Below are 16562 nucleotides of genomic sequence, written 5' to 3'. Positions count from 1 at the left end.
TAGATCGTGGAAATGGCTGCAGAGTTGTTATCGCAATATGGCTATTTGGCTATTGTAGTCATGTTGTCTTTAGGTATAGTCGGATTACCGATCCCGGACGAGACTTTGATGTTGTTTATCGGTTATTTGGCTTCAATTCATATGCTGAATTTTTGCTTATCCGTTTTTTTCAGTTTCGTGGGTTCGGTAACCGGGATGACCGTCAGTTACGTCATTGGGAGAAAGCTGGGCTACGCCATCATCGAAAAATACGGCAAGTGGATCGGCCTAACGCCCAAGCGATATGAAAAAGTAAGAGTCTGGTTTTCCAAATACGGCATTTGGACGGTATTATTCTCATATTTTATTCCAGGAGTGAGACACGCGTCAGGCTATATTTCCGGCATTGGCGTAATGCCATTCAAGAAATATTTATTGATTTGCTGTATCGGTGCCATCATCTGGACGGTGGTGTTTATATCGATAGGCTATTTTGTTGGAGTTAGGTATTTAGCGTAACGCAATAGGGGGTAAGAATAAAATGCTACCTGATACGGTCATGAACGAGTTAATTACACGGCTCGGCTGCCGTCCGTCAGATGTCAAACTTCTTGGGGGATATAACAGCAATGTTTTTGAGGTTTTACCTGATCGAGGTGTCGTGAAAATATTGGAAACAACTTCTGCTTCGGAAGCCGACACGCTGGGTGAACTCGAATGGCTGGAATATCTGGTCTCTAAAAAGGTTCAAGTAGCTAAACCATTACGGCTATCGGATGATGAATTTATTCATGTTATCTCGGGTGAGTATTATGTTGTGATGTATGACAAAATAAACGGTACTCACGTTAATCCCCAGAACCCGCAAGTGTGGAACTCCGCCTTGTTTGAAAAATGGGGGGAGGCGACGGGAAAAATGCATACCGCTGCCAAATGCTATCATCCTGCCCAGAAGCGTCCGCATTGGAACCAACACATAATTCTTAAAAAGCTTGATTCTGCTGGACTGGATCCGATTTTAATACAGAAATGGAGACATTACGGTAAGGAATTTGAGCGTTTGCCATCCACTCGGCACCATTTTGGGCTGATTCACGGGGATTTGCATCACGGCAACTTAATCGTGCATAACGATGAACTGACGTTAATCGACTTTGGTGATAGCGAGTACCACTGGTTTGCCTACGATATCGCGGTTGCGGTTTACCATGCCGCCCAAACGGTAGATAGATCTGATCGAGAGGCGTTTGTTAAAACGTTCTTTCAATCCTTTATGACCGGCTATAAGCGGGGAAATGCGAATACTCCGTTTCTATCGCAAATTGATTATTTTATCGACTACCGACATCTTTTCTCTTATACATATCATTTTCTATATGCGGATTACGACAAACTAACGGAAAAGCAGCTCAGCTATCTGAATGACATGAAGCAGTCACTTATTATGGGTTCGTCGTTTTTGGGATTTTCCTTATTGTAATATTGCAGCTTCAGCTGCGTTCTATCGCACACCAAATTTCTGCAATACAAATTGTTTGAAATTGAGAGCAGAAGGTGATAAATAGCCATCCATTCTTACAGCAAGTCCAATGGTTCGATGACTTCCGGGGTGACGCAAGTGAACTTGAGCAATGCTGCTTCGGTCAAACCCCTTCAGATCAGGCAAAAGAGAAACGCCTAATCCAGCTCCCACCATACCTGCAACCGTCGCTGCTTCTTCTCCTTCAAAAGCGATGATGGGTGTAATTCCGTACTCTTCGAACATGTGATCCGTCGTTTGGCGCAGGGCGTACCCTTTTTTTAACATAATAAAAGGCTCGTCCTTCAGATCGTTTAGTGCTATGGATTGGGCGCTCGATAAACGGTGATGAAGGGGCAAAGTAGCATATAACTCCTCCTCCCACAATGGAGTCCATTCCACATTTGGTGCCACGTTCTCCGGCTCAGCTAACAGACACAAATCCAATTCTCCACCTATTAATTCATTCAATAAAGAATAGCTGTGATTCTCAATCAACTGAAAGCGAACGGCAGGATACATGTTCTTGAACTCACCGATCAAATCCGGAATGATATGGGTACCGAGCGTATGCAGAAAGCCTAGCGAAACCTCGCCACGCTCCGGGTGAACCATTTCATACAGCTCTCTTTTCCCGTCCTCGATATCCTTCATCACCCGATTAACCCGCTTCAAGAACAATTCCCCATACCGATTGAGTCGAATCGACCGATTGTGACGCTCAAACAAGGGAACACCTAGCTCTTCCTCAAGCCTTGCGATCGATCTGCTTAATGCTGGCTGCGATAACGACAAGTGCTCGGCGGCATGAGTTACGTGCTGTATTTGCGAAAGAACTTGAAAATATTTCAGTTGTTGAAAATCCATATTCTGTACCCCCAGGCTTGATTCACTCTATTCATTACAAAAAAGCATGAAAACAATGATTATCATAAATTATACTTTTGCATTTGTCGATGATACCATATGTTTATGTAACGGACATACATTGGGGGAACATCATATGGGTCGGATCAAACAAGGAACACCTGCTTTTCGGCGAGCCAATATCGCTTTTTTCGCGGCCGGATTTAACACCTTTGCTATTTTGTACTGCACGCAGCCCTTACTGCCGGAATTTGCGAAAGAGTTCCATATATCTGCAACGACGGCAAGCCTGGCGCTTTCAGGGACGACGATGTCTCTGGCGGTCAGCATGCTGTTTATTAGCGCTTTGTCGGAACGGTGGGGAAGAAAGCAATTGATGATTGTTTCGATGCTCATCGCATCTCTGCTGTCCATTCTGACCATGTTTAGTACAACGTTTAGCTCGGTACTGACCTTCCGGATCATTGAAGGGATTATTTTAGGCGGGGTTCCGTCTATTGCCATGGCTTACTTGGGCGAAGAAATCGATCCTGGGAGCTTGGGGGTCGCTATGGGGCTCTATATAAGCGGGAATTCGCTCGGGGCAGTCTCCGGCAGATTGATCTCCGGGGTTGTGAGTAACTATTTCAACTGGCATGTAGGCCTGGGCGTAATCAGCTTCATAAGCTTATGCGGCAGTATCATTTTCTGGCTGACCTTGCCAAGCTCGCAAAATTTCAAATCACATTCATTGGAAGCCAAAAAGCTGCTGTCCACCTTTACCGGCCATCTCAAAGATCCACGTCTGCTGTGTTTATATGGCATTGGCTTTCTCATTCTTGGCAGCAATGTGGCGATGTACAATTATGTTATTTACGAGCTTAGCGGGCCGCCGTATTTCATAAGCCGCAGTATTCTGAGCTGGATCTTCCTGATCTTTATCGTCGGTATGTTCAGCTCGGTGTTGATGGCTAAAGTAGCTCAGCATATCGGCAAGTCTAAAGCGCTTGTCCTGTCACTGCTTATTACGATGGCAGGAGCTGCTATCACCCTAGAACCGAATCTATGGATCAAAATTTGCGGGCTGCCGCTATTAACCTTCGGTTTCTTTGGAAGCCACTCGATCGCCAGCGGATGGGTAGGGCAGAGAGCGACGAGCAATAAGGCTCAAGCGTCTGCGCTGTATTTGTTTTTCTACTATATGGGCTCCAGCTTCGGCGGTACCGCCGTCGGGGAATTCTGGAGCAGCTATGGCTGGGGAGGCGTTGTGTCGGTCATTCTGGCGTTTTTGGCGCTGGCGCTTGTGTTTGCCGCGATATTAATCCGCAAAAGTGCAGTTCCGTCCAAGAGTTCAATAACCCAGCTTCCTATAAAGCAGAAGAGGGTAGAGAGCCATATTTAATCATCTAACCATCATCTATAGCACATGAAAAAGGGGATCCACGGGTAAAAAATGCACCGGAATCTGAGGATATTGCTTCTGTAGTTGTTTGGCAAGATACTGCATCCCAGGCTGCTCGCTTTCGGCATGACCGAGCGTGATTAAAGCCTGATGACCGCCTTGATGCACGGCATCTCTGACATATTCCGGTGTTTCCCACTCTGGTCCCTCCCCCGCAATAATGACATCGACTCCTTTGTCCCGCAGAAGAGGTATAGCAAGGGACCCTCCACCTCGATAACCTACTAATATGCCAATGTGGCTGCAACAATCTGAAAGCTGTCCTGTAACGCGCACATAGTGAAGACCAAGCTTGGTTTTGATGTAGGCTGCCAATTGCTGCAGCTTTATGGGTGCAACTTGAACAATCGCCGACGTAGACAGCATTTCCGCGACCGCGTTCTCCCAATCAAGAGCTTCAAGCAAACCGGCCATGATAATGTCCGGGGTTTGCCGATGGCAGTGGTCATGATCGCGGTATATTGCGATACCAGTTTGTTCGATGATCTGGCGTTTGCGGCTGCACACTGGATCGGCGGCCAACCATTCCGGGTTATTTTGATGACTGTAGTAGATCCCCTCATGCGAAATCAATAGATTTACGCCTAAATTGCTTGCTTTCTCAATTACCTCACAAGTAGCCGCAAACGTAGTAGCAATCCCTCTGACTTCCTCGTCGTAGCAACCTATTAGCAGTTGATCAACGCTATCGATCAAGGGCTTATCAGATATCAGTAAACTACCGACCACATCCCGAACCGTTATTTTCATCACCAGTTTCCTTTCTGAAACGGAAGTTCCTGCATATATTTTTACACAGGTTTGAAAGTAGATAAGGGGGAGAAGCTAAAGGACTTGCTTAGAAAAGCTTAGAACCTCTTAATAGGCTATGCCTAATGAGCGGTCCCTCATGATAATGTGAAGAGAGAGTTGATATTTGTTGCGGTTCCAGGCGAGAAGTCAATAATGCTATGAAGAAGGTGGGTGCCACTCCATGAATAAGAAGACCTTGTTTAATGATGGTTGGACGTTTGCGAAAACCAGTTTGGAAATCAGCAATTCCGCTGGCCTCGACTTTAAACCAGTTGACCTGCCGCATGATTGGCTAATTTATAATACGCTGGACCTCTATGAAAACAGCATTGGCTGGTACAGAAAGGTATGGACTTGGTTAACGAGGGAGAATGAGGGGACGCTTCAGCAATTTTTACTTTACTTTGATGGTGTTTATATGGATTCATCCGTGTATGTTAACGGAAAATTGGTGGGCGAATGGAAGTATGGCTATTCCTCCTTCGAGCATGATATTACGCAGGCTCTTACTCCGGGTGAAAATGAAATCGTTGTCAAAGTGGTGCATCAAAGCCCGAACAGCAGGTGGTATTCAGGGGCCGGGATTTATCGAAATGTATGGCTCAAATCAAGAGGTCCTAATTATATTGTTGCGGATGGCATTTACGTGACAACCAAGCAGGAAGAAGACCACTGGCGGGTGGAAATTGACACCGAACTGAACCTTGTCTGCGATGCTTACCTAGCGCACTCCGTTGTAAAAGAAGGAAGGCAGATCGCAACCGTTTCCGAAAAAGTGAGATCCGAAAAAGTGACTGTAGGAAGCGATGGTGGTGCAGTAAATCGGCAGGCTTTGATAGTAATCAATCCTGCCTTATGGAGCCCGGATGAGCCTAATTTGTATCAGCTTATCACAGAGTTGCACCTGGCGGAGCCGGGTCAGGAGGGGCAGCATTCCGGGGAAGCTGTAGAGGTACTGTCCCAAAACATCGGATTCCGAACCATTCAGCTCGATCCGAATCAAGGACTGCTGCTAAATGGCCGGAAACTGAAGCTGAACGGGGTGTGCGAGCATCATGATTTAGGGGCGTTTGGCGCGGCGTTTAACAGAACTGCTTTAGCGAGAAGGTTTAAGCTACTCAAGGAAATGGGAGCCAATGCGATCCGTACGGCTCACAATATGCCTGCGAAAGAGCTGATGGAGCTTGCGGACGAGATGGGCTTGCTGGTCGTGTCGGAAGCTTTTGATATGTGGGAACGCGCGAAAACACCTCATGATTATGCGAGATTTTTCACGGATTGGTACCGGAAGGATGTGAAGAGCTGGATCAAGCGAGATCGCAATCATCCGAGTCTTCTTCTGTGGAGCATCGGCAACGAAATCTACGATACCCACGCTGATGAGCGGGGGCAGAGCGTAACGAAGATGCTCATGGAAGAGGTAATGAAATATGATCCGAAGCAAAACGCCAGGGTGACGATCGGCTCGAATTACATGCCGTGGGAGAATGCCCAAAAATGCGCCGATATCGTTAAGGTAGCGGGTTACAACTATGCGGAAGCCTTATATGAGCGGCATCATAAGGAGCATCCGGATTGGATCATCTACGGCAGTGAGACGGCTTCAGTAGTGCAAAGCAGGGGAATTTACCACTTCCCGTTTGAAAAGTCGATCTTGGCTGACGACGACGAGCAGTGCTCCTCGCTTGGCAATAGCACAACGAGCTGGGGAGCCAAGTCAGCGGAAGCCTGCATTATCTCCGATCGGGATGCGCCTTACTCACTGGGCCAGTTTATCTGGACCGGATTCGACTATATTGGGGAGCCGACGCCGTACCATACAAAGAACTCTTATTTCGGGCAGATCGATACTGCCACCTTCCCTAAGGATTCGTATTATATATACCAAGCGGCTTGGACCGACTACAGGAAGAACCCGATGGTACATCTATTTCCTTATTGGGATTTTAACGACGGTCAAATGATTGATGTGCGAGTTTGCTCGAACGCGCCGAGAGTGGAGCTGCGACTGGATGGGAAAACGATCGGGGCGGAAGACATTGACCATAAGCAGGGTGACCAGCTTGTTGGATGGTGGAAAATTCCTTACACCGCAGGGGAACTGCAAGCTATCGCCTATGACGAAGCGGGCCGAATCATTGCGACGGACGTTCGGTCATCCTTTGGAGATGCCAAGGCGATACGTTTGCGGGCGGATAAAGGGGAGCTCACGGCTAACGGGATGGACCTTGTTTTTGTCGAAATCGGAGTGGAGGATGAAAATGGCTGTACTGTCGAAAATGCCAACAACCGCATGCATGTTCAGGTGACTGGAGCGGGACGTCTGCTTGGACTGGATAACGGGGATAGCACAGACTACGATCCTTATAAGGGACGCAGCCGAAGACTGTTTGGCGGGAAGCTAATGGCGATCATCGGGGCAACGCTAGAGCCTGGGGATATTCGCCTTGACGTGTCCTCTTTAGGTATGGAAAGTCAAACCATGCATTTCAAAGTGATTGAGGTTCCTGACATGACGGCTATCCAAGGTGTAAGTGCAGCGATGAATAATGAGGACCTACTAAGTGTGATAGGGAACGCTGAAGAGCTTCCTTTGCGAAAAATTGAACTGATCAGCGAAGATGGGCATCAGTTTGGCCCTGAAAAGAAGCAAATTGCTGTGCGAACGGTTTTGCACCCGTCAGAAACCTCATATTCGGAGATTGACTGGGCCGTAGTCAACGAGATGGGAATCGAATCCAATTTGGCCAAGGTCGAACCGGATGGGCACCTGGCGATAGTTACAGCCTTAGGCGACGGAGAATTTAGGATTCGTTGTACGAGCACGAACGGTACGGATAAGACGAAGCTCATCTCACAGCTTGAATTCAGAGCTTCGGGTATCGGCTCCGTTTTCAAAGATCCTTATCGTTTCATTTCCGCAGGGCTTTACGAATACAGTGTTGGTGAAGTAGGAAACGGGAATGAAAAAGGGGTCTCGACAAGCAGGGACGGAGAAACGCAGGTTGGGTTCCGAGATATCGACTTCGGTCCGCACGGCTCGGATACGCTCACCATCCCAATCTTTGCTCTGTCTAGTGAGGCGTATACGTTGCAAATTTGGGAAGGCATGCCCGATGAAGCAGGCAGTTTGCCCCTTGCCGACGTGATTTACCAGAAAGAGGCCAAATGGAACGTGTATCAGGAGGAAACTTATCGATTGTCCAAAAAGCTGCGAGGCGTGACCTCGCTTTGCTTCGTGTTTCACCAGAAGGTCCATATCAAAGGTTTTTCTTTCGAGTCCCCGAATAGAGCGTTTGAGCTAAACAACGCAGCGGACTGTGACCGCATCTATGGAGATTCTTTTACCATCAAGGATAAGTGGATAGAAGATATCGGCAATAACGTTTCGTTGGAGTTTGGGCAGATGGATTTTGGAGATGGGGGCGCTTCGAAAATCATCATTTATGGTAGAACTCCACTGGATAAAAACATAATTCAAATCCGTTTCGCAAGCGGCGAGGGGGAGAGCAGTCAAATGGTTGAGTTTGCGCAGGTCGATGGCTACATAGAGCAGGTGTTTGAACTAGACAAAATCACGGGTCACCAGCAAGTGACCTTCCTGTTTTTGCCGGGCAGCCGGTTTGATTTTGGCTGGTTTAGGTTCTTAGAGGCTTAAAGCAGTGGTGTCCCACCATTCCATAAATTACGAATATTTTCAACATGGTTTCCTCACAAACGAACTTTACAATGGAACCAATGTGTAGGTTATTAAATATGGAATAGGGGCTGATCATGGTGAGCACAAACAGTGAAGGTCTGCTGGTGGAAAAGGGCCCGACGTGGACAAAAACAAGCATGTTGTTTACGCATTTGGTTCATCAAATCAGACGCCAAGAGCGGCAACCGAGAAGTCTCGGAAAGGTGGGTTCTTTTACCCCTAGTGAAATTCACACCATCCGTACGATCGGAACTGGGGACGGGATTATCATGGGGCAGTTGGCTGACCGCCTTGGCGTTACCAATGGAGCCATAACCCAGCTCGTCGAGCGTATGGAAAATAAGGGATTAGTGAAGCGAGCTCAGCTCATGCGAGGCTCCAGAAAGGTGAATGTAACGTTAACGGACAAAGGGCAATCCGCCTATTACGCTTATGAGCAGTTTTATGTCAAACCCTTTGAAGAGTGGATTCGCGATGAGTTAAGCGAGAAAGAGTTCAGGTCTTTTGAAAAAGGGCTTAATAAATTGATCGAGTTTTTAAGTGTATGAATGAAGAAAGAGGAGCTGTCAGGAGCGCATGTTGTGCGATTCCGGCAGTTCTTTTTGTGTCGGTATACTAGCCCGAGTAATATGAATCCGACATGTGGTAAAATAGAGCAGACATCATTAATGAGAAGAGTGAAATTCGTGACAATTGGATTTTTTGATTCCGGTATTGGTGGAATTACCGTACTCCATCAAGCATTACGCGTTCTGCCGAAGGAGGATTACGTCTTTTATGCGGATACCGCTCACGTCCCCTATGGTGAGAAGACAAAGGATGAGGTACGGGGCTATATTTTTGATGCTGTTGACTTTATCGCCAAGCAGGGCGTAAAGGCTATTGTCATAGCCTGCAACACGGCGACCAGTATCGCCATAGAAGATCTTCGGCGCAAGTATGGCTTTCCGATTTTAGGAATCGAGCCCGCGGTTAAGCCAGCCGTTCAAAAATGGGAAGGCAAGCGTAAAAAAGTGCTTGTATTAGCAACAAATTTAACGCTCAAGGAAGAAAAGTACCATAAACTAGTGAAAAGTGTTGACCACCAAGATATAGTTGACAACCTGGCGCTTCCAGGACTTGTTGAATTTGCGGAGAAATTTGAGTTTCATGATGAAAAAGTGCTTCCGTATTTAAGAGAGCAGTTGTCCTCTTTTGATTTGAACGAATATGGAACCGTGGTTTTGGGATGTACTCATTTTCCGTATTTTACAAATCACTTGAAGAAGCTGTTTCCCGAAGGCGTGGACATGATTTCCGGAAGTACAGGAACAGCGAAAAACTTAAGGCGAATTCTTGCAGCTCGAAGCCAATTAAGCGAAGGCAGTGGAGATATTGTGTATTATCAATCCGGTATGAAAGTAGAAGATTCGAAATTGTTGGCTAATTACCAAGAGCTTTTGGTCATGTTGGATCATTTACAGTAACGTAGCGGCAGCCAAGGACCGAAGAGTTTATGTCCAAGGCTGCCATCTTTTCTGTGATGTTCCTAAAAAGGGTTCGCACTTTATTTTCAAAATATAACATTTGTGGAATTTATTCGGATGTCAGCCATTTTGTGTGTATTAATTAAATACTTTGAAAGTGGGGGAATTAGTTGCCTTGGCCAATGGTACATTTCGCTATAGCGTCTAACCTTTTTGAAGGTGAACCATCACCTGATTTTTTAATAGGCAGTATTGGCCCGGATGCTATTCATGTACGGGGAGAAATATCTAGAGAAGAGAAGGGAACAACTCATCTTGTAAGTAACGGTAAATTGCCGCAAAAGGATGTGATCTTGCACAATTGTAAAGATTATTTCTCGATGTGGCCGGATATGAAATGGAAGGACTTTGTTTTAGGCTATTTCTCGCATATCTATGCCGATTTACGGTGGACGGATACCATTTATGCTGATTTTGAGAGAGCTTATGAAGGTGATCAGGAGCATATTAGAAATACATACACAGTAGAAGTGAGTCAATTAGAGTTTTTACTCATGAAATCAATGGAAAATACTGAGGGAATTTTGACGAGCCTAAAGATAGCCAAGGGATTTTCTATAGATCCTTTTGTTACTAGGCAGGAAGTAGAACAATACAGGAATGAAAAAATAAGCTGGCTCCGTGATGGGCAAAATGAGCCAAACATTACACCAATTTATTTTCCTATTGAAAAAGTCCAACACTTTATCGATCAAACGTCTATTGAGCTGAAGGAGCTTTGCACAAATTGGAGGGGGCGTGTTTGAAGTTGTTGATTAGAAAGGCTACACACGAAGATGCGTCAGGATTGTCCGAATTATTTGTGGAATTGGTTGGGGAACAAAGTGATATTGGTGCATTAAAAAAACAATTACTGTTTGTTGACACTCAGCCGAATTATTATGTTGCGGTAGCCTGCTTGGATAATAAGGTTGTCGGAACGGCCATGGGGATCGTTTGCGTCGACCTTGTTGGAAATTGCGCTCCGTTTTTACTGATCGAGAATGTCGTGGTATCATCGAAATGTCAAAAACTTGGAATTGGCAAAAAATTGATGACAGAGCTTGAAAACTTTGCGATTCAGCACCATTGCAATTTCATTCTTCTTGCTTCTAGTCATGAACGGGAGGAGGCACATCGTTTCTATGAATCCCTAGGCTACAAGGACAAAAAGAAAGGATTTTTTAAGCAATTATCGTGATTTACGAATATCAGAGTGGTTGAACGTGGATATTTATGCCACTTTAGTCATCAATAATATTGAAGAAGGTGTGAACATGAAACGTAAAACTCTTTGCCTTGCAATCGCACTATTGGTTTACGTTACGGGCGTTAGTGACTATAGTACAACAACAGCTTCAGCAGCCACTACACAAACTGGGACCAATAAACACATAGTGACTTCAGCAAAGACGAAGGTTACACCGAAGCGCGCAAAACAATTGACCTCGTTAATTCCAGCAGGTTGGCATATATTAGAGGACACTGATAGGAAGCCAATCAAAGCTGAGGGAGACTTAAACAAAGATGGCATTAAAGATATCGCAACGATCATCGAAAAAAATAAAAAAGGGGATGAAGCTCCCCCGCGTGATTTACTGATAGCTTTTGGTAATAAAGATAAAACATTAACCCTCTCCATTATCGCTAAAAATGTAGTGCTGAAAGCCGATGAAGGCGGGGTATGGGGAGATCCCTTTGATAGCCTAGTCATTGATCGAGGTTCGGTCGTCCTCAGTGACTACGGTGGCAGCAACTGGCGCTGGTACAACAAGTACAGATTCAGATATCAAAATAAGGACTGGTATTTAATCGGATTAACTACGGGAACGTATTTCACCGGCAATGCAACCATGGAGAATGCAGACGAAAATGACTACAATCTCCTGACCGGCGACTATATCCAAAGAAGAACCGATGACAAAGGTAAAGTCAAAGTTACAAAAGAGAACCGGGGCAAGAGGAAGCTAGTGAAATTGAGTAAATTCGACCTTAATAAATTTTAGGAAAACAAACCAGCCAGAAAAATTCTGGCTGGTTTGTTTTTATTCCTTATTTTTCCTCGGATAGCCGTTTAGTTAACAGTACATGAGGGATTCCGTCCTCCATAAAAATTTCGGATGAAGTGACATAATTCAGCTTATGATAAAATCCCTCCGCCTGGGTTTGTCCATGCAGCTTCACTTTGCGAAGCCCTTCGCTTCGGGCGATGGACTCAAGTTTATCGATAATGAAGCGCCCGATCCCATATTTGCGATATGCCTCAAGCACACAAATTCGCTCCAATTTCCCTGTGTCCCCCACGGTTCTGATTCGGCCGGTTCCGACAGCCTGACCTTGGTGAAGGACTAGAATGTGCTTGCAATTTGCTTCCAGATGGTCAAATTCGTCAAACTCATCCGATAAGGGAACACCTTGTTCCTTGACAAATATTTCTTTTCTGATGGCAAATGCTCTGTGTAAGTCGTCCTCGTTCGTGATAAGAAAAGTTTCCATGGAAAGTCCGTCCTTTTTCTGGATTTATTGAAGTAGATCCGTCATAATTTTGTTATCTACTTGTACGATTATAAATTGATCATATATTATTGTAAATACAACATAATTCATAAAGGAGCTAGCTTCATGAAGGAGATTTTGCGAGAAATCGGCATGATCGCAAGAGCGCTGGATTCCATTAGCAACATTGAGTTTAAGGAGATTGATTTGACAAAAGGACAGTATCTATACTTGGTTCGGATTTGCGAGCAACCGGGGATTATTCAAGAGAAGCTTGCGGAGATGATCAAGGTGGACCGTACGACCGCAGCTAGAGCGATTCAAAAGCTGGAGCTCCAAGGTTTTATCGAAAAGAGAAGCGATACCGCCAACAAAAAAATTAAGCTACTATTTCCTACGCCTAAGGGACTTGATGTGTATCCTTTTCTGAAAAGGGAGGGGGAGCACTCTAACAAGGTTGCGCTTTCCGGACTATCGGATGAGGAAACGGACACGCTGTGTCAACTGCTGTACAGGGTCAGAAAAAATGTCGAAGCCGATTGGGAATTAGTAAAGAAAGGAAAAAAACGTAAATACTAATTGGGACTGAAGGAGAAGCTATGAATGAATAAAACAATCGCGGATATCGCCGAGTTAGCCGGTGTTGCCAAAAGTACTGTATCACGGTTTTTAAACGGAGGATCGGTAAGTAAAGCGACGCGGCAAAAAATCGAACAAGTCATCAAGGAATACCATTACGTTCCGAATACGTTTGCCCAAAGCTTAAAAGCGAGAAAGACGAATATTATCGGGACCGTAGTGCCACGGCTGGATTCCTTCGCCACCTCCCAAACGCTGATGGGGATTGATGATGAATTAAGAAATGCCAATTTCCAGATGCTGATCTCGAACACGAGCCAGGATATGAAACGCGAAATTGAGGCGATCTACGATTTTGCAAGGCAGAAAGTATCTGGAATCATTTTACTGGCCGCAAAAATAAGCGACGCTCATCTCAAGGCTGCTGAGGATACGAAAATTCCTATTCTACTCGTTGGACAGCAGCATCCTAATCTCTACAGCCTGATTCACGATGATTACAACGCAGGTATGACGATGGGGCGTCATGTATACGAGCAAGGGCACCGTCAAATCGCCTATCTGGGTGTCACAGAAGAGGATATTGCCGTTGGCGTGCAAAGAAAAGCAGGCTTCAAAAAGAGCTTGGAGAATACACCATGTCAAGTTCGCTATTATGAAACCAGCTTCAAAATGACGGATGCGGTAAATGCCGCTGCTCGAATCCTGGACGAATTTACGCCAAGCATTATCGTTTGTGCGACCGACAATATTGCGCTGGGAGTCATGAAAGCTGCTTACCTGAAAAATATCGCCATTCCTTCGACTCTGTCTGTCACCGGCTTCGGAGGTTATGATGTCACTGAGATCATTCACCCAACCTTAACGACGATCCGATTTTTCTACAAAGAGGCGGGGAAGGTTGCAGCGCATCATATGATCAGGCTCGTTCGTGAGGAGCATATAGATAAAATTACCAAGATGAGTTACGAGCTTCTTGAGCGTGGAAGTGTTGACAAACGGCCAAATCCCAGTTTATAATCCAAAAAAGAAACCGGTTCCATAATTCCTGAACATCACCTTAAAGTGTGTAAGAATTATGGAACATATTTTATCACTCAAATGGAACCGGTTCCTTTTTGCAAGGAAATTAGAACTTGTTTTATCCCTTTGACATTGGATAGATGGAGAAAAAACAATGAATATTTCAGACGAACTTAAGTACAGAAAGCTGGAACAAGCCCAGCCTGGGGAGTTCGAGCAGCTCCAAGAGAAGGCCAAAGGATGCCCCTGGAGGCAGTCATATCACATTCAGGCTTCTGCAGGATTGCTCAACGATCCAAACGGATTTACGTTTTACCAGGGAGAATACCACTTGTTTTATCAATGGTTTCCTTTAGGAACGTTTCATGGTATGAAGTATTGGTACCACATGAAATCAAGCGATTTGGTACACTGGGAAGATGTCGGGGTCGGGATCGAGCCCGGAGATCCACAGGATTCCCATGGCGCTTATTCGGGCAGCGGAATTGTCAAGGATGACAAGCTGTATTTGATGTACACCGGCAACACCCGTGATGAGCAAGGGGAGAGACATCCTTTTCAAAACCTAGCGGTCATGGATTCAACCGGAAAAATCAAGAAGCGAAGTCGCCCAGTTATTAAAGCGGTTCCAAAAGGGTATACCGAGCATTATCGAGATCCGAAGATTTGGTTCTCAGGCGGCAAGTACTTCTGCGTTATCGGCGCTCAGCGAGCGAATGAAACCGGCTGTGCGGTGTTGTACAGCTCTTCCGATTTGGAAGCTTGGGACTTTGAAGGTGAAATAGCCACTTCGCTAGGAGATTTCGGTTACATGTGGGAATGTCCGGATTATTTCGAGATGGACCAGCAAGGGGTGTTGTTATTTTCACCTCAGGGTATCTCTCCCGAAGGAGATCATTACCGCAACATCTACCAATCCGGTTATATCGTAGGCAAGCCGCTAGACACCGAAAGACGATCATTTGTGCACGGATCATTTCAAGAGCTGGATCGAGGCTTTGATTTTTATGCACAGCAGACTACAGCAGCGCCTGACGGACGACGGATTCTCGTGGCCTGGATGGGGCTCCCGGATACGAATTATCCGACGGATTCAAACGGGTGGGCTAACTGCCTAACCCTGCCGAGGGAGATCACGCTTCGCGAAGGCAAAATGATTCAACAGCCGGTTCGGGAGCTGCAAATGCTGCGTAAACAGGAAGTTAAGTTTGAGTCGACACTGCAAGATGAAGTAAATACCTTTGAAGGCTTCTCAGGGACATCCTATGAACTAATCTGCGAATTTTCCGGCGCAAATGCCGAGCGATTTGGGATTGAGTTCCGCACGGGAGAAACAGAGAAAACCGTCTTACTGTACGACCGGGTGGAGAAGGAAGTGATCCTCGATCGTTCCGAGTCGGGGCAACCCGTTGCCACGGAATATGGAACGGAGCGGCGCTGTAGCTTGGACGCGGACAACATCAAGTTCCAGCTGTTTGTAGACAGCTCCTCTGTTGAGATTTTCGTGAATGATGGTGAAGAGGTATTTACAAGCCGTATCTTCCCTAGTATGAATAGTACGGGGATTCGCTTTTTTGCTCAAGGTGGGAGCGCAGCTTGCAAAGCCACGGTTTGGAGCATATGACACGCACAAAGTGCATAATTCGAAAGACCATAGGAAGGTGAAAAAAGTGGGGCAGTTATACGCGATTGGGGAAGTGCTGATCGATTTTATCCCGCTGCAGAAAGGGCGTCCGTTAAAGGATGTTGTATCTTTTGAACGTGCTGCCGGAGGAGCTCCAGCGAACGTAGCGGCGGCCGTTTCAAAATTCGGGGGCAAGGCTTCCATGCTGACTAAGCTTGGCGTAGATTCTTTTGGTGATTATTTGCTGGAGCAGCTTGAAGCTGCAGGCGTGAATACAGATCATGTGAAAAGAACAAAAGAGGCCAATACCGGTTTGGCGTTCGTATCTTTACGGGAAGACGGGGAGAGGGATTTTTCCTTTTACCGTAATCCATCAGCGGATTTGTTATTGTCGCCCAATGAGGTCGATCCGGCTATCTTTTCCTCGAACGATATATTGCATTTTTGCTCCGTCGATCTGGTGGATAGTCCGATGAAGCAGGCACATTTGAAAGCGATTGAAGCAGTGAAAGACAAAGGCGGTCTCGTAAGCTTTGACCCTAATGTAAGACTTCCGCTGTGGGATAGCGCCGAGAAGTGCAAAGAAACGATCCAAGCCTTTTTACCGATTGCGCATATCGTAAAAATTTCAGATGAAGAGCTTGAATTTGTAACGGGTATTTTGGATATGGAAGAAGCTATTGCCTCTCTATTTACAGGGGATGTGAAAGTCGTCATCTATACCCGTGGCAAGGATGGCGCTGAATTGTATGTATCTCCGGATACGAAATATGTTGGATCAGGCTTTAGCGTCAATGTGCAAGATACAACGGGTGCTGGGGATGCTTTTGTGGGAGGTTTTTTGTATCAGCTTTTGGAAAAGGGAGCCGTTCAAGACAACTTAACCGACATTATTCATGCGCATGGACAGGAAATCCTTCGTTTTGCCAATGCGAGCGGGGCAATGACAACGATGGGAAAGGGTGCGATTCCGGCACTCCCGAGTAGAGCAATGATAGAGAATTTAATTAAAACCAACTTAACGAGGGGATGAAACC

The 16562-nt window shown here is 45.8% G+C and carries 16 protein-coding genes; 13 read left to right on the top strand and 3 right to left on the bottom strand.

The genetic code is table 11. The annotated features are described in order from the left end of the window. Positions 1-6 precede the first annotated feature (6 nt). Both ACFQ3W_RS16435 and ACFQ3W_RS16430 read left to right on the top strand, forming a co-directional pair. Positions 7-498: a DedA family protein gene (locus tag ACFQ3W_RS16435; protein WP_379320328.1), complete on the top strand. Its 492-nt coding sequence runs from the start codon at positions 7-9 to the stop codon at positions 496-498. 22 nt (positions 499-520) lie between these two features. Continuing rightward, positions 521-1459, top strand: a complete 939-nt coding sequence (locus ACFQ3W_RS16430) for a phosphotransferase enzyme family protein (protein ID WP_379320327.1) — start codon at positions 521-523, stop codon at positions 1457-1459. A 21-nt stretch (positions 1460-1480) separates the two neighbouring features. On the opposite strand, the gene ACFQ3W_RS16425 is transcribed toward ACFQ3W_RS16430, so the two are convergent. Continuing rightward, complete coding sequence (locus ACFQ3W_RS16425) at positions 1481-2365, bottom strand: LysR family transcriptional regulator (RefSeq protein WP_379320326.1); 885 nt, start codon at positions 2363-2365, stop codon at positions 1481-1483. Positions 2366-2501: 136 nt separating this feature from the next. Here ACFQ3W_RS16425 and ACFQ3W_RS16420 point away from each other — a divergent pair, with 136 nt between their 5' ends. Further along, positions 2502-3746: an MFS transporter gene (locus ACFQ3W_RS16420; protein WP_379320325.1), complete on the top strand. Its 1245-nt coding sequence runs from the start codon at positions 2502-2504 to the stop codon at positions 3744-3746. A 15-nt stretch (positions 3747-3761) separates the two neighbouring features. On the opposite strand, the gene ACFQ3W_RS16415 is transcribed toward ACFQ3W_RS16420, so the two are convergent. Beyond that, positions 3762-4556, bottom strand: coding sequence for a Nif3-like dinuclear metal center hexameric protein (locus ACFQ3W_RS16415; protein ID WP_379320324.1), 795 nt, complete (start codon positions 4554-4556; stop codon positions 3762-3764). A 223-nt stretch (positions 4557-4779) separates the two neighbouring features. On the opposite strand from ACFQ3W_RS16415, the gene ACFQ3W_RS16410 reads away from it, so the two are divergent. The 6 genes from ACFQ3W_RS16410 to ACFQ3W_RS16385 all read left to right on the top strand — a co-directional run bounded on the left by ACFQ3W_RS16410 (position 4780) and on the right by ACFQ3W_RS16385 (position 11809). Beyond that, on the top strand, positions 4780-8256 hold the full coding sequence (locus tag ACFQ3W_RS16410; RefSeq protein ID WP_379320323.1) for a glycoside hydrolase family 2 TIM barrel-domain containing protein: 3477 nt from the start codon (positions 4780-4782) through the stop codon (positions 8254-8256). A gap of 116 nt (positions 8257-8372) precedes the next feature. Then, positions 8373-8846, top strand: coding sequence for a MarR family winged helix-turn-helix transcriptional regulator (locus ACFQ3W_RS16405; RefSeq protein ID WP_379320322.1), 474 nt, complete (start codon positions 8373-8375; stop codon positions 8844-8846). Between the two features lie 138 nt (positions 8847-8984). Beyond that, complete coding sequence (murI, locus tag ACFQ3W_RS16400) at positions 8985-9764, top strand: glutamate racemase (RefSeq protein ID WP_379320321.1); 780 nt, start codon at positions 8985-8987, stop codon at positions 9762-9764. Positions 9765-9934: 170 nt separating this feature from the next. Continuing rightward, the gene (locus tag ACFQ3W_RS16395; RefSeq protein WP_379320320.1) at positions 9935-10570 is read left to right on the top strand and encodes an antitoxin VbhA family protein; all 636 of its coding nucleotides are present in this window, start codon (positions 9935-9937) and stop codon (positions 10568-10570) included. Beyond that, positions 10567-11004: a GNAT family N-acetyltransferase gene (locus ACFQ3W_RS16390; protein ID WP_379320319.1), complete on the top strand. Its 438-nt coding sequence runs from the start codon at positions 10567-10569 to the stop codon at positions 11002-11004. Before ACFQ3W_RS16395 ends, ACFQ3W_RS16390 begins: the two co-directional genes overlap by 4 nt. A gap of 25 nt (positions 11005-11029) precedes the next feature. Continuing rightward, positions 11030-11809: a hypothetical protein gene (locus tag ACFQ3W_RS16385; protein ID WP_379320318.1), complete on the top strand. Its 780-nt coding sequence runs from the start codon at positions 11030-11032 to the stop codon at positions 11807-11809. A gap of 46 nt (positions 11810-11855) precedes the next feature. Here the strand turns inward: ACFQ3W_RS16385 and ACFQ3W_RS16380 are convergent, their stop codons facing one another. Then, a complete protein-coding gene (locus tag ACFQ3W_RS16380) occupies positions 11856-12299 on the bottom strand; it encodes a GNAT family N-acetyltransferase (protein ID WP_379320317.1) in 444 nt (147 codons plus the stop codon). Positions 12300-12425: 126 nt separating this feature from the next. Here ACFQ3W_RS16380 and ACFQ3W_RS16375 point away from each other — a divergent pair, with 126 nt between their 5' ends. The 4 genes from ACFQ3W_RS16375 (at position 12426) to ACFQ3W_RS16360 (ending at position 16558) form a co-directional block, all read left to right on the top strand. Further along, a complete protein-coding gene (locus tag ACFQ3W_RS16375; RefSeq protein ID WP_379320316.1) occupies positions 12426-12878 on the top strand; it encodes a MarR family winged helix-turn-helix transcriptional regulator in 453 nt (150 codons plus the stop codon). Positions 12879-12902: 24 nt separating this feature from the next. Next, on the top strand, positions 12903-13898 hold the full coding sequence (locus ACFQ3W_RS16370; RefSeq protein ID WP_379320315.1) for a LacI family DNA-binding transcriptional regulator: 996 nt from the start codon (positions 12903-12905) through the stop codon (positions 13896-13898). Positions 13899-14055: 157 nt separating this feature from the next. Then, complete coding sequence (locus tag ACFQ3W_RS16365) at positions 14056-15525, top strand: glycoside hydrolase family 32 protein (protein WP_379320314.1); 1470 nt, start codon at positions 14056-14058, stop codon at positions 15523-15525. A 46-nt stretch (positions 15526-15571) separates the two neighbouring features. After that, positions 15572-16558, top strand: a complete 987-nt coding sequence (locus tag ACFQ3W_RS16360; RefSeq protein ID WP_379320400.1) for a carbohydrate kinase family protein — start codon at positions 15572-15574, stop codon at positions 16556-16558. Positions 16559-16562 lie beyond the last annotated feature (4 nt).

Source organism: Paenibacillus puldeungensis, assembly GCF_042678945.1.
Classification (GTDB): domain Bacteria; phylum Bacillota; class Bacilli; order Paenibacillales; family Paenibacillaceae; genus Fontibacillus; species Fontibacillus puldeungensis.
The sequence above is the reverse complement of the archived record's forward strand: the minus strand, read 5'-3'. Positions and strand labels throughout refer to the sequence as shown.